The following is a 22042-nucleotide window of genomic DNA, read 5'->3' on the forward strand; positions in this document are numbered from 1 at the left end:
AATGGCGGGTGCCGTTTGTCGCAGCATCGCGACCGTTGAGCGACCGCGGGCCTGCCGGGTCTGGTATGTGCCGCCGGTGGCCAGCAGAGTGATTGCAGTCACACTCGCGGTACCCCTGACGGGATTTGCGGCTGGGTGTGTGCAAGGCAAGTCTCAATGAGGAGGAACGATGGGTAACGATGCCCACACTCCGGACGCAGCGGCGTCCGTGGACTTTGAACAGGTCCAGTCGACCGGGCAGTTCCAGGAACTGCGCAAGCGTCACCGCAGCTTTGTCTTTCCCATGGCAGTTGCATTCCTGCTGTGGTACTTCGCTTACGTCCTGCTCGCGGACTACGCGGTGGCCTTTATGTCCACCAAGGTCTGGGGCAACATCAACGTTGGCCTGATCCTCGGCCTGCTCCAGTTCGTCTCGACGTTTGCGATCACCAGCTGGTACGTCAGCTACTCCAACAAGCGGCTGGACCCCATCGCTGCCGAGATCCGGGACGAGATTGAGGGGCACGAATTCGATAAGCAGGGCAACCGAGTGGGCGGAACCAACAAATGATAAACATTGCAGCTGCGGTGGATGTTGCGGCGCTTCAGGAAACCACTTTGCTGAACATGGGCATTTTCGGCCTCTTCGTGGCCGTGACCATGGTCATCGTGCTCCGCGCCAGCAGGAACAACAAGACAGCCGCCGACTACTACGCGGCGGGACGTTCCTTCACGGGCTCCCAAAACGGCACCGCCATCGCGGGGGACTACCTCTCGGCTGCGTCGTTCCTGGGCATCACCGGCGCCATCGCCATTAACGGCTACGACGGTTTTATGTATTCCATCGGGTTCCTCGTGGCGTGGCTGGTGGCACTGCTCCTGGTAGCGGAACTGCTCCGCAACACCGGCAAGTTCACCATGGCCGATGTCCTGTCCTTCCGGCTGAAGCAGCGGCCTGTCCGGATCGCGGCAGCCATCTCCACCCTCGCCGTGTGCTTCTTCTACCTCCTGGCCCAGATGGCAGGCGCCGGCAGCCTTGTTTCCCTGCTCCTGGGCATCAGCGACTGGGGCGGACAGGCCCTGGTGATCATCGTCGTCGGCGGCCTGATGATCATGTACGTCCTGATCGGCGGCATGAAGGGCACCACTTGGGTCCAAATCATCAAGGCCATCCTGCTGATAGCCGGTGCTGCCGTGATGACCGTCTGGGTCCTGGCCATCTACGGCTTCAATCTGTCCAGCCTCCTGGGCGCAGCAGTTGAAACCGCCAACAACCCGGCCGTCCTGAACCCGGGCCTGCAGTACGGCAAGACCGAGACCTCCAAGCTGGACTTTATGTCCCTGGCCCTCGCACTCGTCCTTGGCACCGCGGCACTGCCCCACGTGCTCATGCGCTTCTACACCGTCCCAACCGCCAAGGAGGCCCGCAAATCCGTGGTGTGGGCCATCTGGCTGATCGGGCTCTTCTACCTCTTCACGCTGGTACTCGGGTACGGCGCTGCTGCACTCGTTGGTCCGGAAACCATCCGGACGGCACCTGGCGGCGTGAATTCGGCAGCCCCGCTGCTTGCCTTCTACCTGGGCGGACCGCTGCTGCTGGGCTTCATCTCGGCGGTGGCCTTCGCCACCATCCTCGCCGTCGTGGCCGGCCTGACCATCACCGCCGCCGCGTCCTTCGCCCACGACATCTACGCCAGCGTCATCTCCAAGGGCAAGGCCGATGCCGACACTGAGGTTAAGGTGGCCCGGCGAACCGTGGTGGTCATCGGTGTCCTGGCCATCCTGGGCGGTATCCTCGCCAACGGGCAGAACGTGGCGTTCCTTGTGGCGCTGGCATTCGCTGTCGCCGCGTCCGCCAACCTGCCCACGATCGTCTACTCCCTGTTCTGGCGGAAGTTCACCACGCAGGGCGCAGTTTGGAGCATGTACGGCGGGCTTGGCGCCGCGATTGTCCTGATCATCTTCTCGCCGGTGGTTTCCGGCGGCGCAACCTCGATGATCAAGGACGCAAACTTCGCGCTCTTCCCGCTGAGCAACCCGGGCATCGTGTCCATACCGCTGGCGTTCTTCCTCGGCTGGCTCGGAACGGTCCTGGACAAGAGGCGCGAGGATTCGGCCAAGCAGGCCGAGATGGAAGTCCGGTCCCTCACCGGGGTCGGGGCAGAGAAGGCAGTCAACCACTGACCCCTGCGATGTAAGTATTCGCCAAACAGAAAGAGCCTTCGCGCTGTGACATGGTCACGTTGGCGCGGAGGCTCTTTCATGGTTGCAGCAGCACTGCCGATGGGCGGTTCCGGACCAGCGGTCCTGCCTGTTGCGTTGCAGCTAGGCCTTGGGCCGCAGCTTGATGGTAGTCATCTTCAGGTCCTCGGTACCTTCAAACCGGTAGGCAAGGTCCACTTCCTTGCCCTCACAGGCAATGACACCGGCCACGTCCGCTGCCTTGACCCCGTTTTCGGTACCCACCTGGAGGTCGTTGTAGGACGGCTTGCACGAGTCATTCATTTCCAACGTGTCCACCCCGGTGATAAACGCTTCCTTGGACAGCTGTTCCTTCAGGGCCGGGTCGAGGTACTCATCGTAGGCCTGCGAGCCCTGGCCGCTGATGACCATCCTGGTGAAGCCGTCGGCAAGGCCCCTCGCCTGGTTGGTGGCACTTCCCACCACGGTCACCAGGATGATGATGCCCAGGGCCACCAGGACCAGGACGCCGCCGATGCCCGCCAGGATGATCCACAGTTTCCGCCGGCTTTTGACCCGGGGCTGCTGGCCCGGCAGCCCGAATGGACCGGGTTCCGCGTAGGTGCCGCCGGGAGCCTGGTCAGCCTGCCCACCGTGGCCCGGCAGCTGCTGCGGTACCCGTCCCGGCTGGTACGGTTCCTGAGGATTGCTCAAGATGGAGCCTTTCCGGCGTGACGCATGGCACCCGCCTGGTTGCGGGGACCTCCCGGAACCCGTGAATAACTTGCAACAGCCTATAGCCCGCGCTGCCGCCGTCGTACTTTCATGGCTGTCCCGCTGGATCTGTCAATTGCCCTGCGGGCCCCGCTCCAGCAGGGGCTGCACCCGGAAGGGGATGAGCTCACCCATCGCCAGGGCAGTATCGGTCCGGTCCACGCCGTCGCACGCGAGGATCTTCCCGTTGATGCGGAAGAGGTCCTCGGCGTCCAGCGCCACCACCCGGAGCAGCAGGTCGGCCGAGCCTGTGAGCCCGTAGCCTTCGAGGATTTCCGGGATATCGGCCAGGGCTGTTGCCAGCTGGGCAAGCTTTTGCTGCTGGACATGGACGGAAATGAACGCCATCAGGGGATACCCGAGGGCCACCGGATTGATCCTGCGTTCGAAGGAAAGGAAGACGTGCTTTTTCTCCAGCTGGGCCATCCGTGCCTGGACCGTATTCCTGGACAGGCCAAGCTTTTGGGCCAGCGCCACCACCGTCCGCCGGGGATCGTGGGCCAGGGCAGACAAAAGGCGGGTGTCGGTGCCATCCAAAGCTTGCATATTGCGCAACGTTAGCACCGTCACAACACACGAGACATAGCATTCTGCTCAACGATGACCCTGGTGGTTGTACCCAATGAGCATTGTGAGTATGGTCACAGTATCCGGGGCAACGGCGCCCGGGGGCCGGCGGCCAGCGGGACCACAAGTTCCGGAGTCCGCGGTCAACAACGTGAGAAGGTGCGGCTATCGTGTCTACAGACGGAACGGGCCAGGACGGCGCAAATACCCCCAGTGCAGGTGCCCCGGGCGTTGATGCCATGGCGGAAATCCGCGGGCAGGGCAAAGGCCTTGTGCAGCTGATTACTCCCTCCGGGGAGCGGGTGAGCCACCCCGAATTCGACCCTTGGGTACAGGACATCACCGACGAGCAACTGTGCTCGCTGTTCGAGGACATGACTGTTGTCCGGCGCATTGACGTCGAAGCCACGGCCCTGCAGAGGCAGGGTGAGCTCGCATTGTGGCCGCCCCTGCTGGGGCAGGAAGCGGCGCAGGTGGGCTCCGGCCGGTCCCTTCGCGCGGACGACTTCGTCTTTTCCAGCTACCGCGAAAACGGGGTTGCGTACTGCCGGGGCGTCGACCTGACGGACATCGTCCGGGTTTGGCGCGGAAACGCCTCGTCCGGTTGGGATCCCTACGCCATCAACATGGCCACGCCGCAGATCATTATCGGTGCCCAGACACTGCACGCCACCGGCTATGCCATGGGCATCCAAAACGACGGCGCTGATTCCGCGGCGGTGACCTACTTCGGCGACGGCGCAACCAGCGAAGGCGACGTCAACGAGGCGATGGTCTTTGCCGCGAGCTTCCAGGTGCCCGTGGTGTTCTTCTGCACCAACAACCACTGGGCCATTTCCGAGCCGGTGCGGCTCCAATCGCACATCCAGCTGGCGGACAGGGCAGCCGGTTTCGGCATCCCCAGCCTTCGGGTGGACGGCAATGACGTCCTGGCGGTGATGGCCGCAACGCGGGTGGCCCTGGACCGGGCCCGGCGCGGCGGTGGCCCCACCTTCATTGAGGCCGTCAGTTACCGGATGGGTCCGCACACCACGGCCGATGACCCCACCCGCTACCGGGACGCCAATGAACTGGAGGACTGGGCAGCGAAGGACCCGATCAGCCGGGTCGAAGCGCTGTTGGACCGCAAAGGCCTGCTGACGGCAGCGCTGAAGCAACAGGTCAAGGACAAGGCCGACGCCGTCGCACGGGAAATGCGCACCGGCTGCACCACCATGCCGGAGCCGCAGCCGCTGGATGTTTTCAAGCACGTCTACAGCACCCCCAACTCCTGGCTGGACCGCCAGCAGGACCATTACACCCGCTACCTGGCCTCCTTCGGTGATCCCGCAGAAGCCGTCTCAGAAGAAGGTGCACGCTGATGACCCAGATGACCTTTGCCCGCGCCATCAATGCCGGCCTGCGCAAATCCCTGGAAAATGATCCGAAAGTAATCCTGCTGGGCGAGGACATCGGTGCCTTGGGCGGCGTCTTCAGGATCACTGACGGCCTTCAAAAGGACTTCGGCAAGCACCGCGTGGTGGACACACCTTTGGCAGAGTCCGCCATTGTTGGGACTGCCGTGGGACTGGCCTATCGCGGTTACCGCCCGGTGGTGGAGATCCAGTTCGACGGCTTTATCTACCCGGCGTTCGACCAGATCGTCAGCCAGGTGGCCAAGCTCCACTACCGCACACGCGGCGCGGTAAAAATGCCCATCACCATCAGGGTTCCGTTCGGCGGCGGCATTGGCTCACCCGAACACCATTCGGAATCCCCGGAAGCCTACTTCACGCACACCTCCGGGCTGCGGGTGGTGACCGTTTCCAACCCGCAGGACGCCCATACAGTCATCCAGCAGGCAATCTCCTGCGACGACCCCGTCCTGTACTTCGAGCCCAAGCGCCGCTATCACGACAAGGGCGAAGTCGATGAGTCAGTTGATCCGCTTTCAGCCGCACCGATGGACAAGGCGAGGGTGCTGACGGATGGCACTGACGTCACCCTGGTGGCCTACGGCCCGCTGGTGAAGACTGCGCGGGACGCCGCCCTTGCCGCCGCGGATGAAGGCATCTCCATCGAAGTCATCGACCTGCGCTCGCTGGCACCTGTGGACTACGACACCGTGGTGGCATCGGTCCGCAAGACCGGCCGGCTGGTGGTAACCCATGAGGCCGGGCAGTCCGGAGGCATCGGGGCGGAGGTGGCAGCCAGCATTACCGAGCGGTGCTTCTACTACCTTGAAGCGGCGCCTGTGCGGGTTACCGGCTTCGACGTACCGTACCCGTACTCCAAGCTGGAGATGCACCATTTGCCGGGCCTTGACCGCATCCTTGACGGCGTGGACCGTGCCCTGGGCCGGCCGAACTCCCTCAGCGGGCTGGAAGGATGAGCGCCACCATGATCAAGGAATTCCGGCTCCCGGACCTGGGCGAAGGGCTTACTGAATCGGAGATCCTCAGCTGGAAGGTTGGGGTGGGGGACACGGTCAGCCTGAACCAGGTGATCGCGGAGGTCGAAACCGCCAAGGCAGTGGTGGAGCTCCCGTCCCCCTTCGCGGGAGTCATCCGGGAACTCCACGAACAGCCCGGCACCATTGTTGAGGTGGGCAAGCCCATCGTCTCGTTTGAAGTATCGGACGACGCCGGCACCCCCTCATCAGGGCCCGGTACCGCTGCTGCGTCCCCGGCAGTCCCGCCGTCCCCCGCATCGGCGCAGGAGGGGGCGCCAGCCAAGAGGCAACCCAACCTGGTGGGGTACGGCGCCGTCGTCGAAAGCTCTGCCCGGCCGGCACGGCGCGCCCGCACCCTGCTCCCGGCGGGTGAGCTCGTCCAGGCGGCGGCCCCGGTGATTGAGCCTCTCGAAACCCGGCCTGTCGAAACCCGGTCTGTCGAAACCCGGCCTGTCGAAACCCGGTCTGTCGAAACCGGCCCGGCCGGAACCCGGCCCCGGTCCACCCCGCCCGTACGGAAGTTTGCGAAGGACTTGGGCGTGGACCTGGCACTGGTCACAGCCACGGGGCCGCAGGGCCTGATCACCCGCGAGGACGTCCAGCACTTTCTGGACGGCAGGTCGGCGGAGGACACTGCGGCCGGGGAAGCTGGTACTCCGGCCGGCGCTCAGGCTGGCCAGGGGGCGCGGGAAACCCGGAGTCCCATCAAGGGGATGCGGAAGTTCACGGCGGCTGCCATGGTGCAGAGCGCCTTCACCGCACCGCATGTCACGGAGTTCCTTACGGTGGACGTCACGCCGGCCATGGAGCTGCTGGCCAGGCTGAAAGGCACCCGCGAGTTCGCCGGCCGCAAGCTCACCCCGCTGACCCTGGCAGCGAAGGCTGTGCTGATTGCCCTGCGCCGGAACCCGGCCTTGAACGCGCATTGGGACGAGGTAAATCAGGAGATCGTGACCTATAACTACGTGAACCTGGGCATTGCCGCCGCAACTCCACGGGGACTGACCGTTCCCAACATCAAGGACGCAGACTCGCTGTCCCTCCTTCAGCTCGCGGACGCGTTGACTGAGTTGACGGAAACCGCCCGGGCAGGCAAAACCACCCCCGCCGAGCTGTCCGGGGGAACCATGTCGATCACCAACATCGGCGTGTTCGGGATCGACGCCGGCACGCCCATCCTCAACCCGGGCGAGGCAGCCATCCTCGCTCTGGGGGCGGTACGGAACATGCCGTGGGAGTATCAGGGCCAGGTGGCCCTGCGCCAGGTCCTCACCCTGAGCCTGTCCTTCGACCACCGCATGGTGGACGGGGAACAGGGCTCACGCTTCCTGGCGGATGTAGGCGCGATCCTCGCGGAGCCGGGTATGGCCCTCACGATGGTGTAGTGCTGCTGAGGCGCCCTTTTCGCAGCTCTCGTTCAGTTTTGCGGGACCTCCACCAGCAGCGCGGCCAGGGCCATGTGCTCCAGCAGGGGACGGGCGGACCGGGCGGCCATTTTACGGCCGTGGCTGCGCACGGAATGCGGTGTGGAATTGATGAGTCCAAACGTGGCATGCGCGCGCATCCGGAGCTCCGCGATTTCCGTATCCGGGTGGAGTTGGGCGAGGACGTCGACCCAGACCTCGACATAATTCAGCTGGAGCGTCCGTACGGCCGCCTGGTCCTGTTCGGACAGGTTACTGAAATCCCGGTCCTGTACCCGGATGACGTCCGGCTTGCCCACGGCGAAGTCCACCTGGAACTCCACGAGGCATCGCAAGGAGGACGCGGGATCGGGATTCCGGGCAACCACCTCGCGGCCGCCGTCGAGCAGTTCCTGGCTGACGGTCACCAGCAGGTCGGCGAGGACCGCCTGTTTGCCAGGAAAGTGCCGGTAGACAGCCGGGCCGCTGACTCCTGCCGCCGCGCCGAGGTCCTCAAGGGATACGCGGTTGAACCCGTTGACGGCGAACAGCGAAGCCGCGGCAGACAGCAGCGCCTGCCGGCGGTTCTCCTTGGCCTGGCCGCGCTGGGTGGACGGGCTTCGGTCTGTTGAAGACCCGCGGTCTGTTGAAGACCCGCGCTCTGTTGAAGACCCGCGCTGGGCGGGCGGACCATGTGGCGGAGCCGAGTCGGCCGGAGCGGACGGCTCGGTCGAGGGGCCGCGCTCAAGCGGGGACGCGCGCCTGCCTGTCTGCGTGGCGTCGGTGCTGGCCACAGTTCCTCCTCGGACCGCAAGTCTAGCCAGAGCGGTATGTGTTGGACTTCACAGTTAATACAGACTAACGTGAATTTCAGTTATTGGCCGCTAACCGAGTTGGCTTCGAGCAACCCGGATCGGAACAGGAACGGACGTCAATGGAGACCCTTGCCACCCTGCTTGACGCAACAGGCGAAGCTTATGTGTTGAACCGTGCCGCCCAGCTGGCGCTCGCCGAAGAGCTGCGGAAGAAGCTGGCCGACGCCGCCCTGGGCGGGCCGGAAAAGTCCAGGGAACGCCATGTGGCCAGGGGCAAGCTCCTGCCCCGCGAGCGCATCGACCAGCTGCTGGATGACGGCAGCCCCTTCCTCGAAATCGCCCCGCTGGCCGCCAACGGGATGTACAACGATGAGGCCCCTGGTGCCGGCGTCATCGCGGGAATCGGGCTGGTTCATGGCCGGCACGTGCTGGTGATCTCCAACGACGCCACCGTCAAGGGCGGAACGTACTATCCGATGACAGTTAAGAAGCACCTGCGGGCCCAGGAGATCGCTTTTGAAAACCGGCTGCCCTGCATCTACCTGGTGGACTCCGGCGGTGCCTTCCTGCCCAAGCAGGACGAGGTTTTTCCGGACCGGGACCACTTCGGCCGCATCTTCTACAACCAGGCCAGGCTCTCGGCGGCCAAGATTCCGCAGATCGCCTCAGTCATGGGGTCCTGCACAGCGGGCGGCGCCTACGTCCCTGCGATGAGCGATGAAACCGTCATTGTCCGGAACCAGGGCACCATCTTCCTGGGCGGGCCGCCGCTGGTGAAGGCCGCGATCGGTGAAATCGTGAGTCCGGAGGAACTCGGCGGCGGGGAAGTCCACTCGAGGATCTCCGGCGTGACGGACCACCTTGCCGAAAACGACGAACACGCCCTGCAGATCATCCGGGACATCGTCGCCACCCTGCCGCCGCCGGCACCACCGGCGTGGGAGGTGGCGGACGACGTCGAACCCGCCGGAGACGCTGAAGAGCTGTACGGCGCCGTGCCTACTGACGTCAATGCGCCGTACGACGTCCATGAGGTGATCGGCAGGCTGGTGGACGGCGGCCGGTTCCACGAATTCAAGAAGGAGTACGGCGCCACCTTGGTGACCGGCTTCGCCAGACTGCACGGGCACCCCGTAGGCATCGTGGCCAACAACGGGGTCCTGTTCAGTGAGTCGTCCCTCAAAGGTGCCCACTTTATTGAGCTCTGCGACCAGCGCGGGATCCCGCTGGTGTTCCTGCAGAACATCTCCGGTTTTATGGTGGGCAGGGATTCGGAGCAGGGCGGCATCGCCAAGAACGGCGCCAAGATGGTCACCGCCGTGGCCACGGCCAGGGTGCCCAAGCTCACGGTGGTGATCGGCGGCTCCTTCGGCGCCGGCAACTACTCCATGTGCGGCCGCGCCTATTCGCCACGGTTCCTGTGGATGTGGCCCGCGGCGCGAATCTCCGTGATGGGCGGCAACCAGGCCTCCAGCGTCCTGGCCACGGTGAAGCGTGACCAGTACGAGGCCGCAGGCCAGGAGTGGTCGGCCGAGGATGAGGAAGCGTTCAAGGCGCCCATCCGCCGGCAGTACGAGGACCAGGGCAGCCCCTACTACTCCACCGCGCGGCTGTGGGATGACGGCGTCATCGATCCCACTGATACCCGCACCGTCCTGGGCCTGGCGCTCGACGTCGTTTCCCGCACACCACTGCCGGAAACCTCCTTCGGCCTCTTCAGGATGTGAGTCCGCAATGACCATGCCCCTATCGCCCGCCACCCGGCAGGAACCGGCCGCAGCGGCTGCCCCAAACGGGACATCACTTTTCGGCACAGTCCTGGTGGCCAACCGTGGGGAGATCGCCTGCCGCGTCATCCGCACGCTCCGCGCCCTGGGCATCCGGTCAGTCGCCGTTTACAGCGATGCCGACGCCGGCGCCCGGCACGTGCGCGAAGCAGACACCGCCGTCCGGATCGGCCCCGCCGCTGCCACGGAAAGCTACCTGAAGATCGAAGCCATCATCGAGGCCTGCCGTAAGACCGGGGCCGAAGCTGTGCACCCGGGCTACGGCTTCCTGAGCGAAAACGTGGCCTTCGCCCGCGCCCTGGAGCAGGCGGGCATCACCTTCATCGGCCCGGGAGTGGAGGCCCTGAACATGATGGGCGACAAGATCCGGTCCAAAAACCATGTGGCGGGCTACGGCGTCCCCGTGGTCCCCGGGGTTGCGCAACCGGGCATGACGGATCGGGAGCTGGCAAGTGCTGCCGGAGCCGTGGGGTTTCCGCTGCTGATCAAACCCTCCGCGGGCGGTGGCGGCAAGGGCATGCATGTGGTGGAACGCCCGGAGGACCTTGAGGCCGCGCTGGCCACGGCGCGCCGGGTGGCGGCAAGCGCCTTCGGCGACGACACCCTGTTCCTGGAGCGGCTGGTGTCCACCCCGCGGCACATCGAGGTGCAGGTGCTCGCTGACAACCACGGCAACGTCATCCACCTCGGCGAGCGTGAATGCTCGCTGCAGCGGCGGCACCAGAAGGTTATTGAAGAGGCACCATCGCCCCTGCTCGAAGGGCTCCCGGAGGGCGGTGCAATCCGTGCCCGCATCGGCGAGGCCGCCTGCAACGCCGCCCGCAGCGTGAACTACAGCGGCGCCGGAACAGTGGAGTTCCTTGTCTCCGATGAGTCGCCGGAGGAGTTCTACTTCATGGAGATGAATACCCGGCTGCAGGTGGAGCACCCTGTCACCGAGATGGTGACCGGCATCGATCTCGTTGAATGGCAGGTACGGATCGCCGCCGGCGGGGAACTGACCGTCCGGCAGGCCGACGTCGAGCTTAACGGGCACGCAGTGGAGGCCCGCGTGTACGCGGAGGTACCCGAGAAGAATTTCCTGCCGTCCACGGGGACTCTGCTCCTGCTGGATGAGCTGCCCGCGGGGACGGCAGGTACAGGGACGGTCCGGGTTGATTCCTCCCTCGTGGAGGGGCTGGAGCTTTCGGCCAGCTATGACCCCATGATGTCCAAGGTCATCGCCTGGGGCGCCGACCGCGCCGCCGCCCTCGACACCCTGGACACGGCGCTCGCCGGTTACACAGCATTAGGGCTCGACACCAACGTGGAGTACCTGCGGCTGCTGATCAACGATCCCGAGGTCCGTGCCGGCCGGCTCGATACCGGCCTGATAGAGCGCAGGCTGCCGGATCTGGCGTTCCGCAGGGTTGCGGAGGCCGAACTGGTGGCGGCAGCACTCATCACCGTCGCAGCCGAGGAGCAGAACAACATACCCCTGCCGTCCGGTCCCTGGCACGGACGCAATGGCTGGCGCCTGGGAGCACCGGCACCCCGCCGGATCAGTTTGGGGACGCCCGACGGCGGCGTCGCAACGGTACAGGTGTTTGGAACCGCACCGCAGGGGACTGCCACCGTTGCCGTTAACGGGGGGGCCAGGCGTCACGCCACACTCCGTTTACCCGGACGCGGCCAGGCAGAGCTCACCCTTGATGATGACGCCGTGATGTACTCCTTGGCCAGGGTGCAGCCCGGACCATGTCCATCGGGCCCGGAAAACCCTGTACCCGCAGAACTTTTCCTTGGCAACGAAGGCTGGTCCTGCCGGCTGGAGGTACTCACCCGCGAGTCGCGGCTTGAGCGGGTACTCGCGGCCATCCACCGGGAGGAGAATGCCGCCGATCCCGCGGTTCGCTCACCGATGCCGGGAACAGTGGTGTCCGTGCCGGTCAGCGACGGCGACGCCGTGCTGGCCGGGCAGGTGCTGGCATCGGTGGAGGCGATGAAGATGGAGCACCAGTTACTGGCACCCCTGGAAGGGAAGGTCCACCTCACCATCCGGCCGGGCGACCTCGTGAAGGCGGGCCAGGTCCTGGCCACCATCCACCCGGAGGCGGCCGCAGAACAGCCACACGACGAATTTCCCAATGGCGAAGGAGCCTAGACATGGCAGGTTTTGAACTCAGCGAGGAATACCAGGACCTCAGCGACACCGTCCGGGACTTCGCGGACAACGTGGTTGCCCCGGTATCGGCCAAGCATGACGAGGAGCACAGCTTCCCGTACGGGGTAGTCAAGCAGATGGCGGAGATGGGTTTGTTCGGACTGCCCTTCCCGGAGGAATTCGGCGGGATGGGTGGGGACTACTTCGCCCTGGCCCTTGCGCTGGAACAGTTGGGCCGGGTGGACCAGTCCGTCGCCATCACCCTCGAGGCTGGCGTGTCCTTGGGCGCCATGCCGATTTACCGCTTCGGGACCGGGGAGCAGAAGCAGGAGTGGCTGCCCATGCTGGCGTCCGGCCAGGCGCTCGCCGGCTTCGGCCTGACCGAACCGGAGGCGGGCTCGGACGCGGGCGGCACCAAGACCCATGCCCGCCGCGAGGGCGGGGATTGGGTGATCAACGGCAACAAGGAGTTCATCACCAACTCCGGCACGGACATCACCCGCCTGGTCACCGTCACCGCCGTCACCGGCCAGAAGGAACACCCGGACGGCAGTGTCCAGAAAGAGATTTCCACCATCCTGGTCCCCACTGACACGCAAGGCTTCAGGGCGGAGAAGCCCTACAACAAGGTGGGTTGGAACGCGTCCGATACCCACCCGCTGACGCTGAAGGACGTGCGCGTCCCGGAAGCGAACCTGCTGGGAGCGGAGGGCCGCGGCTACGCCAACTTCCTGTCCATCCTGGATGAGGGCCGCATCGCCATCGCGGCCCTGGCCACCGGCGCGGCTCAGGGCTGCGTGGATCTTTCGGTCAAATACGCCAAGGAACGCAGCGCCTTCGGCCACCGGATCGGCAAGTACCAGGCGATCTCGTTCAAGATCGCCCGCATGGAGGCAAGGGCCCATACCGCCCGCCTGGCCTACTACGATGCAGCGTTCCGTATGCTGGCCGGAAAGCCGTTCAAGACCCAGGCGGCCATCGCTAAGATGGTCGCAGGCGAGGCGGCCATGGACAACGCGCGGGATGCTACCCAGGTATTCGGCGGCTATGGCTTCATCAACGAGTTCACCGTGGCACGCCACTACCGCGACTCCAAGATCCTTGAAGTGGGGGAGGGCACCACGGAGGTCCAGTTGATGCTGATCGCCCGCGAACTGGGTCTGTAATACCTGGGATTGTAGCCGGCCTGAAAGGATCATCGATGATTGACAAGGTTGTTGCCACCGCCGAGGAAGCAGTGGCGGACATCCCGGACGGCTCCTCCCTGGCCGTGGGAGGTTTCGGACTCTGCGGCATCCCGGTGTCCCTCATCGACGCGCTGCACCGGGCCGGCACATCGGAGCTGGAAACAGTCAGCAACAACTGCGGCGTGGACGACTGGGGCCTGGGGATCCTGCTGCGCGACGGCCGGATCCGGCGCACCATCAGCTCCTACGTCGGTGAGAACAAGGAGTTCGCCCGGCAGTATCTTGCCGGCGAGCTTGAGGTGGTGCTCACGCCGCAGGGAACGCTGGCTGAAAAACTCCGGGCGGGCGGCGCCGGCATCCCGGCCTTCTACACTAAAGCAGGGGTCGGCACTCAGGTGTCAGAGGGCGGGCTCCCGCAAAAGTACGACGCCGAGGGAGGCATCGCGGTGGCGTCCGCACCGAAGGAGGTGCGCTCCTTCGCCGGGGTCGACTATGTGCTGGAAGAAGCTTTGGCACCGGACTTTGGCCTGGTCCACGCGTGGAAGGGCGACCGCCACGGAAACCTGGTGTTCCACGCCACCGCCATGAACTTCAACCCGCTCTGCGCCATGGCCGGGCGGATCACCATCGCCGAGGTGGAGGAACTCGTGGAGCCGGGCGAGCTGGACCCGGAACACATCCACACCCCGGGGATCTTCGTCCAGCGGGTGGTTTTGGCTCCGGACGCGGAGAAACGCATCGAGAAACGGACCGTTGCCCTCGCAGCCTCCTCCGGGCCGGGCCGCAGCGGGAACGGCACCATCAAGAATGGCAGCAACCAGCAGGCAGGAGCTTAGCCATGGATCCGAACAGCCCCTACGCACCACGGCCGGAAGGCGTCCGTCCCGAGTACCGGCGCGCAGCCTCCCAGCACGACGCCCCCGGCGACGGACGTGATACGTCGGAAGCCAAAGGCTGGACCCGTAACGAGCTGGCCGCCCGGGTGGCGCAGGAGCTCAGCAATGGCCAGTACGTCAACCTGGGCATCGGCATGCCAACCCTGATCCCCAACTACATCCCGGCCGGCGTTGAAGTGGTGCTCCACTCCGAAAACGGAATCCTCGGCGTCGGCCCGTATCCGGCAGAGGATGCTGTTGACCCGGACCTGATCAACGCCGGCAAGGAAACCGTCACTGTCAACAACGGGGCTGCCTTCTTCGACTCGGCTTCTTCCTTCGGGATGATCCGCGGCGGCCACGTGGATGTTGCGGTCCTCGGCGCCATGGAGGTGGCCGAGAACGGCGACCTCGCCAACTGGATGATCCCGGGCAAGATGGTCAAAGGCATGGGTGGCGCCATGGACCTGGTTTTCGGTGCCAAAAAGGTCATCGTGATGATGGAGCATGTGGACCGCAACGGGAACCCCAAAATTGTCCAGCGGTGCTCCCTGCCGCTGACCGGCAAGGGCTGCGTGGACAGGATCATCACGGACCTGGCAGTCATCGACGTCGTAGCCGACACCTCAGGGTCCCGGCTGGTGCTCCGTGAGCTGGCGCCCAACGTGTCAGTGGAGGACGTAGCAGCCGCCACCGGCGCCGAGCTTTTTGAGGAAGACCGGGAACTGACTGTATGACCGGCAAAAAGTCCGACGGCGGGCCGCGCGTGATCGAGCAGCGCGGACTGTACTTCGATGAGCTGGAGGAGGGCGTGCTGTACGCCCACCGTCCCGGCCGCACCGTCACCGAAGCCGACAACGTCCTCTTCACCACCCTCACCATGAACACCCAGTCCCTGCACCTCGACGCGGCCTGGAGCGCCGGGCAGCCCTTCGGCCAGCGGCTGGTGAACTCCATGTTCACCCTCGCCACAATGGTGGGCCAGTCCGTCTCCCAGCTGACGCAGGGCACCATCATCGCCCAGCTGGGCCTGACCGACGTCTCCTTCCCGCACCCGCTGTTCCACGGCGACACCCTTTACACCGAGACGGTGATCAGCGGGAAGCGGCCCTCGGCCTCCCGCCCCGGCCAGGGAATCGTGACTATGGAACATACCGGCCGCAACCAGGACGGTGCGGTAGTGGCGCTCGCGAAGCGCAGCTGCCTGATGTGGATCCGGGAAGCGCACCGGCAGCATGCCGGCGGCCAAGGGGGCACAATACCGGTATGACCTTTGTGATGGGCCCTGCCCTGCTTTTTTGCCCTGCCGACCGGCCGGAGCGCTACCAGAAGGCCGCCACCCGGGCCGACGCCGTGATCCTGGACCTTGAGGACGCCGTCGCCCCTGCGGACAAACAGCGCGCCCGCGGTGCCATTCTCGCCCAACTGGGCGCCGGCGGCGATGAACCCGAGCTGGATCCAAGCCGGACCATCATCAGGGTCAACCCGGCCGGGACCGAGGAATTCGAAAAGGACCTCCATTGCCTGGCCCACACCCCCTACAAAACAGTGATGCTCGCAAAAGCCGAGGGTGCAGCGCAGCTGGAGGCCTTGGCCGGCTACCAGGTGATCGCACTGTGTGAAACGGCATTGGGCGTCCTCAACGCCCCGGCCATCGCCGCGGCCCCCAACACAGTGGCCCTGATGTGGGGAGCCGAGGACCTGCTGGCATCACTGGGCGGAACCTCCAGCAGGAAGGACGACGGCGCCTACCGGGCCGTTGCGCTTCAGGCCCGGTCCTCAGTTCTTCTGGCCGCCCGGGCCTTCGGCAAGGAAGCCGTGGACGCCGTCTACACCAACATCCCGGACCTGACGGGCCTGGCAACGGAAGCTGCGGACGCCGTCGCCTCAGGCTTCGGCTCCAAGGCATGCATCCATCCCAGCCAGGCAGCAGTAGTCAGGGGGGCTTATGCGCCGTCGGAAGCGGAAGTCTCGGCTGCGGCAGGACTGCTGCAGGCCGCTGCGGCGGCCGGACAGGGCGTTTTCCAGTACAAGGGCCAGATGATTGACGGGCCCATCCTCAAGCACGCCGAGGCCGTCATCCGGCGCGCAGGGGAGCACGCCTAACGTTTCCGCCCGCTGGAGCGCCGCAGCGAAACCGGTGGAATCGGTTCGTGGAGCAGCGTCCGCACCCAGCGGTCACCGGTCTCCCGGAACTCCTGACGCGTCGCAAACCGGTAGTGGTAGCTGAGCACGCGCACCCAATGCGGGGGCACGCCGTCGAACGGGTCATGGCGGAGGAGCCGCAGAGTGCGGTGGTCCGCTTCCAGCAGCTTGCCGAGGAAGGCGTAAAACCACTCCTCATGGACGCTTCGCAGCGGCAGGAACCACATCAGCCAGTCCAGCCGCAGGTGGTACGGCGCCCACTGGCGCGGGATCCTGCGGACATCGCCGGGCTTGCCCTTGAAGCCATACTCCCGCCACTCCGAGGAACGGTCCGGGTCCTCATCCAGCGTTCCTTCCACCACAATCTCAATGCGCTTCTTTGTCACAGAGCCGAACGCGCCGTAGGTGTTGACCAGCTGCCAGCGGTTAAAGCTGGCGTTCATCAGCTGCCGGCTGGAGAACAGGTTGCGCAAAGGCCAGTAACTCAGCACCACCAGCAGCAGGGTGACTGCCAGGGTAAGGACCAGCCACCAAAGGGGAGTGTCCCGTTCCATACCGGCTTCGCCGTGCCAGTCCAAGGGGATGCCAGGGAACACGGCGTGTGCCACGGGGTCGCTGACTGCAGCGAACGCCAGGACGATGCCGATCCAGTTCAGCCAGGCGAAGTTGCCGCTGGCTACCAGCCACAACTGGGTGACGATGACAATCCCCGCAGCCACGCTGGCAACGGGCTGGGGCGCGAACAGCAGGAAGGGCACCACCAGCTGGGTGAAATGGTTGCCGAGCACTTCCACTTTATGGAGGGGCTTGGGCAGCAGATGCGCTTGCCGGCTCAGGGGCCCCGGCATGGGCTGTGTCTCGTGGTGGTAGTACAGGGCGGTCAGGTCACGCCACTCCCGGCCGCCGCGGATCTTGATCATGCCCGCGCCGAATTCCAGCCGGAACACCAGCCACACGATCAGGATCAGGATGGTGCGCGGCGGGTCCGTTTGGTTCGAACCCAGGAAAGCCACCGTGAACCCTGCTTCAAGGAGCAACATCTCCCAACCGAAGCCGTAGAACGTCTGGCCGACGTTCACGATGGACATGTAAAGCAGCCACAGGCTCAGGAACGCGATGAGCGGAACCCACGGCGGCCCCTGCTGCGGGACACCGGCAACAAGCAGCGCCGACACCAATAACCCTGCCGCGCAGACCCAGCGCAGCAGCCGGTCCGAATACCGCCAGCGGAAAAGGGTGGGCCGGCGCAGGCGGCTGAAGCCTGAAAGATATTTGGGCGCCGGCAGGAGGCCCCGCTCGCCCAGCAGCGCGGGGAACTGGTTCAGTGAGGACAGGAACGCAACAAAATACAGTGCTGCCACACCCCGCTGCAGCACCTGCCGGGCGAACTCATATTCCGGCGCGTCAAACCAGGAAAGCCAGTCCACGCAGTCCACGTTACGCCCGGCCATCCCGTGGTCAAGGCGCAGCGGGTCACGGATGGTGGGCGATACTTAAGCAATGCAGCCACGCAAGATCGCCCTCCTCGGATCCACCGGCTCCATCGGAACCCAGGCGATTGACGTCGTCGACGGCGCCCCGCACCTTTTCGAGGTGGTGGCCCTCAGCGCCGGGGGAGGCAACCTGGAGCTCCTCGCCCGCCAAGCGGTGCACACCCGCGCAGCGGCCGTTGGCATTGCCGGCGGCGACCCGCGGCGCCTGGCTACGTTAATCGCGGAAGCTGCGGGCGCGGCGGGAAAGCACGGTTACCGGCCGGAGATCATTGCCGGACCGGATGCGTCCACCCGGATTGCCGAGGTCGAAGCCGACGTGGTGCTCAACGGAATCACCGGTTCCATCGGGCTTGCACCCACACTGGCGGCCCTCAAATCAGGCGCCACCCTTGCCCTTGCCAACAAGGAATCCCTTATTGTGGGCGGCTCGCTGGTGAAGACGGCAGCACGGGAAGGCCAGATTGTCCCGGTCGACTCCGAGCACTCGGCCATCGCACAGTGCCTGCGCTCCGGGTCAGCGGCCGAGGTGGACAAACTCATCCTCACCGCCTCGGGCGGCCCTTTCCGCGGCAGGACCCGGGCCGAACTCCACGACGTCACTCCGCAGGAGGCCCTGGCGCATCCCACGTGGGACATGGGCGTGATGGTGACCACCAATTCGGCCACCCTCGTCAACAAGGGCCTGGAAGTGATCGAGGCACACCTGCTGTTCGACGTGCCGCTCGACAGGATCGATGTGGTGGTCCATCCCCAGTCCGTGGTGCACTCCATGGTCCAGTTCATCGACGGGTCCATCATTGCGCAGGCCTCCCCGCCGGACATGCGCCTGCCTATTGCCTTAGGGCTGGGCTGGCCGGACCGCGTGCCCAAGGCTGCCGCCGCGTGCGACTGGACCAGGGCGGTGACCTGGACTTTCGAGCCGTTGGACGTGACGGCGTTCCCTGCCGTTGACCTCGCCAAGGACGCGGCCAGGCAGGGCAGCACCTTCCCCGCCGTGTTTAATGCCTCCAACGAGGAAGCCGTCACCGCGTTCCACGCGGGCCGCATCCGGTTCACCGACATCGTGGACACCATCGCAGCAGTTCTCAGCGAACACTCAGGCTCCTCCGGGCTGACGGTGGAAACCGTACTGGACGCTGAGAGCTGGGCACGTGCGCGCGCCAACGAACGTTTAGCAGTCAGTAGTCTCTAGGAAGCAGCAAGCATCTCCATGACCCCCGTTCTCCTTTTTGTCCTCGGTGTCGTCTTTGTGGCCATCGGCATCGCTGCCTCCATCGCGCTCCATGAAGTGGGCCACCTCCTGCCCGCCAAGCTCTTCAAGGTCCGCGTCACCAAGTACATGATCGGCTTTGGCCCCACCCTCTGGTCACGCCGGAAAGGCGAAACCGAGTACGGCGTGAAGGCCATCCCGCTGGGTGGCTACGTCTCCATGATCGGGATGTACCCGCCCAACAAGGAGGACGGATCCGTTCGCCCCTCCAGCACGGGAATGTTCCAGACCCTGGCAACGGAAGCACGGTCCATGGCCCACGAGGAGGTGGGCCCGGGCGACGAAAACCGGGTGTTCTACCGGCTCCCGGTGTGGAAAAAGATCATCGTGATGCTGGGTGGGCCGGCCATGAACATGCTCCTCGGCGTAGTGCTGACGGCCGTCCTGCTGATGGGCTTTGGCATGGCCACAGCCACCACCACCATTTCCGACGTCTCCAAGTGCCAGGTGGCGGCGGGCGAGACCGTGGATCCGGATTCAGCAGACTGCCAGCTCACGCCTGCCGCCGCGGCCGGCCTCAAACCCAATGACACCGTCACCTCCTTTGACGGGAAAGCCGTGACCAGCTGGGACCAGCTGACCGAGTGGATCAGGGCCTCGGCCGGACGGGAAGTGGCCATAACCGTGGAGCGGGACGGCGCCGCCGTCTCCACCACCGTGACTCCCGTGCTGTCGGCCCGGCCCATTATCGGAGCGGATGGCCGGCAGGCGAAGGACGACGCCGGCACGCTGCTTTACCAGGACGTCGGCTTCCTGGGCATTGGCGCGCAGACAGAACTGGTGGCACAGCCGGCGTCGTCTGTTCTACCGATGGCAGGCGAGAATATCCGGCAGGTGGCAGGAGTCGTGTTCAACCTGCCGGCGCGTGTGGTGGGCGTGGCGAAAGCGGCCTTCAGCGAGGAGCCCCGCGACCCTAATGGCCCCATCAGCGTGGTGGGTGTGGGCCGGGTGGCCGGTGAAGTGGCCGCCATGGAGGAGATTCCCGTCCAGTCGCGGGTGGCCACCCTGGTGGGACTGCTTGCCGGTCTGAACTTCGCCCTGGCGGTCTTCAACCTGATTCCGCTGTTGCCCCTTGACGGCGGCCACGTTGCGGGTGCGCTCTACGAAGGTGCCCGGCGCCAAGTAGCCAAACTGTTTGGCAAACCGGACCCCGGAGCCTTCGACATCGCCAAGCTTCTCCCGGTGACCTACATGGTGGCGGCCCTGCTCATGGGCATGAGCGCGCTCCTCATCTACGCCGATATCGTGAAGCCGGTAAACCTCTTCGGCTGACCTGCCCAGCGCTACTGAAGGAAACCCCATAGGGGCGATTCTCGTCCATCAGCCTTTAGCGGCTGATATTTAGTAATCAGCTATTTTTGATTGATTCCCTGAAATCCGCTGTTTAGAGTTGTGGCATGTACGTTCTGACCATTGATCAGCGGGGCAGCTCTTCCGACGTCGACCGGGTCCCGGAACTGATTGCCGCGTTGCAGGACCTCACGCCTGCCGCCTTTGAACGTTCCGTAGGTGATGAGCTCCAAGGTGTAGTGGAGCAGGCCGCAGACGTGGTGGATATCGCACTCCAGGCGCTCCGGAGTGGTTACTGGTACGTCGGAATCGGGATCGGCAGCGTGCGGATGGCTCCGGGGGACAGCCCCAGGGAGGGATCTGGAAGTGCTTTCGTGGCGGCGCGCAGAGCTGTTGAACTCGCGAAGAGCGCAGCCGGCCAGGTTCCGTTGTCAGTGGTCGCGGGCACGATGGGCCATGGCAGGGACATCCCGCCCGACGCCGGGGAAGGCGCCGTGACCAGCGCAAATGCCCAGGCAGTGCTTCGCCTGATCGGGAGGGTAGTGCAGCAACGTACCGAGGCGCAGTGGCGGGTGGTGGACCGGCTGCGCGCATTCCAGGGCGGCGAGGGCAGGCATGGCAGCCAAAAGCATGTCGCCCATGAGCTGGGAATTACGGAGCAATCGGTGAGCCGGGCCGTCTTTCGATCCGGCTGGCAGGAAGAATGGGCAGCCAGGCCAGCAGCAGCAATGCTCCTGGACTATGCCCACTCCCGGATTGTCCGTTCCCAGAATGAAGGAGCCCGGTGACCGCACTTTGGATCACTGCCGCACTGCTCGTGGCGGGCTTCGCCGGTTGGCCGGTGACCGCCCTGGTGTTCCGTCTGGCCAGAACCATCGACGACAAAGCGGATGCCGCCAAGGCTGCGGCGGAAGCCAAGCGGGCAGCCGAGGACCCGGCCGCTGACGTAACCGTGGACGGACCGCACGTCGAAACCCAAAACGTCGATGGTGAACTGACAGCGGCCGCTGACGCGCCGTCGTCGGGGGCTTCAGCTTTGACGCCGCCTGTTCCCAGCCAGCGCATCCTCCGGGGCGGGGCCATTATCGGAGTGCTGGAGCGGCTCGGGGTGTGCTTGGCAATCCTTACCGGCCAGCCCGTGGCCATCGCCTACATCGTGGCCATCAAGGGCCTGGGCAGGTTCGCGGAGCTGAAGGAAACGCCCGTGGCGGCCGAACGCTTCATTATCGGAACCCTGACCTCCATGCTGTGGGCTGCCGGAACCGCAGCCGTGGTCAAAGTGCTGTTCCTGTCTTAGGGACAGGTGTGTCCGGTCCCGCCCCCGCAGGGCTCCCGGATGGGTGCAAGGGCAGCCAGGGCGATAGGGTAGCGGTATGACAGTTTTTGCCGTTGAGTACGTTTACGCCGCCGATTCCGCCGAAGCCCGCAACGAGGCCCGGCCAGCGCACCGCGAATGGCTCGCGGGCCTGGCGCAGGACGGCGCCGTCCTTGCCAGCGGTCCGTACGGTGACGGCGCCGGAGCGCTCCTGATCTTCAAGACAGCAGACGAGGCCGCCCTCAACTCGATCCTCAAGCAGGATCCCTTCGCCGCCGCCGGAGTCATCGCCGGGACCCGCATCACGGAGTGGTCACCCATCATCGGCGTGCTCGCCGGACTCGTCGCGTAGCCGCTTCAACACCCCCTTCCAACTCTAGGAGTCCA

At 65.2% G+C, this 22042-nt stretch carries 21 protein-coding genes; 17 read left to right on the plus strand and 4 right to left on the minus strand.

Annotated elements, in window-relative coordinates; all coding sequences use genetic code 11:
• Window positions 1–169 precede the first annotated feature (169 nt).
• A complete protein-coding gene (locus tag M1E07_RS07720; RefSeq protein WP_461189662.1) occupies window positions 170–550 on the plus strand; it encodes a DUF485 domain-containing protein in 381 nt (126 codons plus the stop codon).
• Window positions 547–2163 carry a solute symporter family protein gene (locus M1E07_RS07725; RefSeq protein WP_461189663.1) on the plus strand — a complete coding sequence of 539 codons (1617 nt, stop codon included), beginning with the start codon at window positions 547–549 and terminating at the stop codon, window positions 2161–2163. The genes M1E07_RS07720 and M1E07_RS07725 overlap by 4 nt, the downstream gene beginning before the upstream one ends.
• Window positions 2164–2304: 141 nt before the next feature.
• On the opposite strand, the gene M1E07_RS07730 is transcribed toward M1E07_RS07725, so the two are convergent.
• Together M1E07_RS07730 and M1E07_RS07735 are read right to left on the minus strand one after the other, a co-directional pair.
• On the minus strand, window positions 2305–2874 hold the full coding sequence (locus M1E07_RS07730; protein WP_461189664.1) for a hypothetical protein: 570 nt from the start codon (window positions 2872–2874) through the stop codon (window positions 2305–2307).
• 132 nt (window positions 2875–3006) lie between these two features.
• Window positions 3007–3480 (minus strand): Lrp/AsnC family transcriptional regulator, encoded by a 474-nt coding sequence (locus tag M1E07_RS07735; RefSeq protein WP_461189665.1) that lies wholly within the window; start codon window positions 3478–3480, stop codon window positions 3007–3009.
• Window positions 3481–3671: 191 nt separating this feature from the next.
• Here M1E07_RS07735 and pdhA point away from each other — a divergent pair, with 191 nt between their 5' ends.
• The 3 genes from pdhA to M1E07_RS07750 are packed head-to-tail and all read left to right on the plus strand — an operon-like array spanning window position 3672 to window position 7317.
• Entirely contained in the window at window positions 3672–4862 is a 1191-nt protein-coding gene (gene pdhA, locus M1E07_RS07740) for a pyruvate dehydrogenase (acetyl-transferring) E1 component subunit alpha (RefSeq protein WP_461189666.1), read from the plus strand.
• The gene (locus tag M1E07_RS07745; RefSeq protein WP_461189667.1) at window positions 4862–5872 is read left to right on the plus strand and encodes an alpha-ketoacid dehydrogenase subunit beta; all 1011 of its coding nucleotides are present in this window, start codon (window positions 4862–4864) and stop codon (window positions 5870–5872) included. Before pdhA ends, M1E07_RS07745 begins: the two co-directional genes overlap by 1 nt.
• Window positions 5869–7317: a dihydrolipoamide acetyltransferase family protein gene (locus M1E07_RS07750; protein ID WP_461189668.1), complete on the plus strand. Its 1449-nt coding sequence runs from the start codon at window positions 5869–5871 to the stop codon at window positions 7315–7317. The genes M1E07_RS07745 and M1E07_RS07750 overlap by 4 nt, the downstream gene beginning before the upstream one ends.
• Before the next feature lie 32 nt (window positions 7318–7349).
• Here M1E07_RS07750 and M1E07_RS07755 read toward each other — a convergent pair whose 3' ends face one another.
• On the minus strand, window positions 7350–8129 hold the full coding sequence (locus M1E07_RS07755) for an SACE_7040 family transcriptional regulator (protein WP_461189669.1): 780 nt from the start codon (window positions 8127–8129) through the stop codon (window positions 7350–7352).
• A gap of 140 nt (window positions 8130–8269) precedes the next feature.
• Here M1E07_RS07755 and M1E07_RS07760 point away from each other — a divergent pair, with 140 nt between their 5' ends.
• Genes M1E07_RS07760 through M1E07_RS07790 form a run of 7 tightly spaced genes read left to right on the plus strand, consistent with a single transcriptional unit; the run spans window position 8270 to window position 16248 of the window.
• Window positions 8270–9877, plus strand: a complete 1608-nt coding sequence (locus M1E07_RS07760) for a carboxyl transferase domain-containing protein (RefSeq protein ID WP_461189670.1) — start codon at window positions 8270–8272, stop codon at window positions 9875–9877.
• A gap of 7 nt (window positions 9878–9884) precedes the next feature.
• Complete coding sequence (locus tag M1E07_RS07765) at window positions 9885–12080, plus strand: acetyl/propionyl/methylcrotonyl-CoA carboxylase subunit alpha (protein ID WP_461189671.1); 2196 nt, start codon at window positions 9885–9887, stop codon at window positions 12078–12080.
• A 2-nt stretch (window positions 12081–12082) separates the two neighbouring features.
• The gene (locus tag M1E07_RS07770; protein ID WP_461189672.1) at window positions 12083–13246 is read left to right on the plus strand and encodes an acyl-CoA dehydrogenase family protein; all 1164 of its coding nucleotides are present in this window, start codon (window positions 12083–12085) and stop codon (window positions 13244–13246) included.
• A gap of 35 nt (window positions 13247–13281) precedes the next feature.
• Window positions 13282–14103, plus strand: coding sequence for a CoA transferase subunit A (locus M1E07_RS07775; protein ID WP_461189673.1), 822 nt, complete (start codon window positions 13282–13284; stop codon window positions 14101–14103).
• Between the two features lie 2 nt (window positions 14104–14105).
• Window positions 14106–14879 (plus strand): CoA transferase subunit B, encoded by a 774-nt coding sequence (locus M1E07_RS07780; protein ID WP_461189674.1) that lies wholly within the window; start codon window positions 14106–14108, stop codon window positions 14877–14879.
• Entirely contained in the window at window positions 14876–15412 is a 537-nt protein-coding gene (locus M1E07_RS07785) for a MaoC family dehydratase (protein WP_461189675.1), read from the plus strand. The genes M1E07_RS07780 and M1E07_RS07785 overlap by 4 nt, the downstream gene beginning before the upstream one ends.
• Window positions 15409–16248 (plus strand): HpcH/HpaI aldolase/citrate lyase family protein, encoded by an 840-nt coding sequence (locus M1E07_RS07790; protein ID WP_461189676.1) that lies wholly within the window; start codon window positions 15409–15411, stop codon window positions 16246–16248. Before M1E07_RS07785 ends, M1E07_RS07790 begins: the two co-directional genes overlap by 4 nt.
• Here the strand turns inward: M1E07_RS07790 and M1E07_RS07795 are convergent.
• The gene (locus tag M1E07_RS07795; protein WP_461189677.1) at window positions 16245–17714 is read right to left on the minus strand and encodes a lipase maturation factor family protein; all 1470 of its coding nucleotides are present in this window, start codon (window positions 17712–17714) and stop codon (window positions 16245–16247) included. The genes M1E07_RS07790 and M1E07_RS07795 overlap by 4 nt on opposite strands.
• A gap of 73 nt (window positions 17715–17787) precedes the next feature.
• Here M1E07_RS07795 and dxr point away from each other — a divergent pair, with 73 nt between their 5' ends.
• From dxr to M1E07_RS07820, 5 genes are all read left to right on the plus strand, one after another.
• Window positions 17788–18972 carry a 1-deoxy-D-xylulose-5-phosphate reductoisomerase gene (gene dxr / locus M1E07_RS07800; protein ID WP_461189678.1) on the plus strand — a complete coding sequence of 395 codons (1185 nt, stop codon included), beginning with the start codon at window positions 17788–17790 and terminating at the stop codon, window positions 18970–18972.
• Between the two features lie 18 nt (window positions 18973–18990).
• Window positions 18991–20322 carry a M50 family metallopeptidase gene (locus tag M1E07_RS07805; RefSeq protein WP_461189679.1) on the plus strand — a complete coding sequence of 444 codons (1332 nt, stop codon included), beginning with the start codon at window positions 18991–18993 and terminating at the stop codon, window positions 20320–20322.
• 125 nt (window positions 20323–20447) lie between these two features.
• The gene (locus M1E07_RS07810) at window positions 20448–21128 is read left to right on the plus strand and encodes a MarR family transcriptional regulator (RefSeq protein WP_461189680.1); all 681 of its coding nucleotides are present in this window, start codon (window positions 20448–20450) and stop codon (window positions 21126–21128) included.
• Window positions 21125–21637, plus strand: coding sequence for a hypothetical protein (locus M1E07_RS07815; RefSeq protein WP_461189681.1), 513 nt, complete (start codon window positions 21125–21127; stop codon window positions 21635–21637). The genes M1E07_RS07810 and M1E07_RS07815 overlap by 4 nt, the downstream gene beginning before the upstream one ends.
• Window positions 21638–21713: 76 nt before the next feature.
• Window positions 21714–22007 (plus strand): YciI family protein, encoded by a 294-nt coding sequence (locus M1E07_RS07820; protein ID WP_461189682.1) that lies wholly within the window; start codon window positions 21714–21716, stop codon window positions 22005–22007.
• The last annotated feature ends 35 nt before the right edge of the window (window positions 22008–22042 follow it).

This window comes from Arthrobacter sp. Z4-13 (genome assembly GCF_054792705.1).

Bases quoted from the DNA above. Each gene is read 5' to 3' on its own strand.
- dxr (WP_461189678.1), top strand. From the start codon at position 17,788: ATGCAGCCACGCAAGATCGCCCTCCTCGGATCCACCGGCTCCATCGGA.
- M1E07_RS07765 (WP_461189671.1), top strand. From the start codon at position 9,885: ATGACCATGCCCCTATCGCCCGCCACCCGGCAGGAACCGGCCGCAGCG.
- M1E07_RS07785 (WP_461189675.1), top strand. From the start codon at position 14,876: ATGACCGGCAAAAAGTCCGACGGCGGGCCGCGCGTGATCGAGCAGCGC.
- M1E07_RS07810 (WP_461189680.1), top strand. From the start codon at position 20,448: ATGTACGTTCTGACCATTGATCAGCGGGGCAGCTCTTCCGACGTCGAC.
- M1E07_RS07745 (WP_461189667.1), top strand. From the start codon at position 4,862: ATGACCCAGATGACCTTTGCCCGCGCCATCAATGCCGGCCTGCGCAAA.
- M1E07_RS07770 (WP_461189672.1), top strand. From the start codon at position 12,083: ATGGCAGGTTTTGAACTCAGCGAGGAATACCAGGACCTCAGCGACACC.
- M1E07_RS07790 (WP_461189676.1), top strand. From the start codon at position 15,409: ATGACCTTTGTGATGGGCCCTGCCCTGCTTTTTTGCCCTGCCGACCGG.
- M1E07_RS07805 (WP_461189679.1), top strand. From the start codon at position 18,991: ATGACCCCCGTTCTCCTTTTTGTCCTCGGTGTCGTCTTTGTGGCCATC.
- M1E07_RS07750 (WP_461189668.1), top strand. From the start codon at position 5,869: ATGAGCGCCACCATGATCAAGGAATTCCGGCTCCCGGACCTGGGCGAA.
- M1E07_RS07760 (WP_461189670.1), top strand. From the start codon at position 8,270: ATGGAGACCCTTGCCACCCTGCTTGACGCAACAGGCGAAGCTTATGTG.
- M1E07_RS07820 (WP_461189682.1), top strand. From the start codon at position 21,714: ATGACAGTTTTTGCCGTTGAGTACGTTTACGCCGCCGATTCCGCCGAA.
- M1E07_RS07725 (WP_461189663.1), top strand. From the start codon at position 547: ATGATAAACATTGCAGCTGCGGTGGATGTTGCGGCGCTTCAGGAAACC.
- M1E07_RS07775 (WP_461189673.1), top strand. From the start codon at position 13,282: ATGATTGACAAGGTTGTTGCCACCGCCGAGGAAGCAGTGGCGGACATC.
- M1E07_RS07720 (WP_461189662.1), top strand. From the start codon at position 170: ATGGGTAACGATGCCCACACTCCGGACGCAGCGGCGTCCGTGGACTTT.
- M1E07_RS07780 (WP_461189674.1), top strand. From the start codon at position 14,106: ATGGATCCGAACAGCCCCTACGCACCACGGCCGGAAGGCGTCCGTCCC.
- M1E07_RS07735 (WP_461189665.1), bottom strand. From the start codon at position 3,480: ATGCAAGCTTTGGATGGCACCGACACCCGCCTTTTGTCTGCCCTGGCC.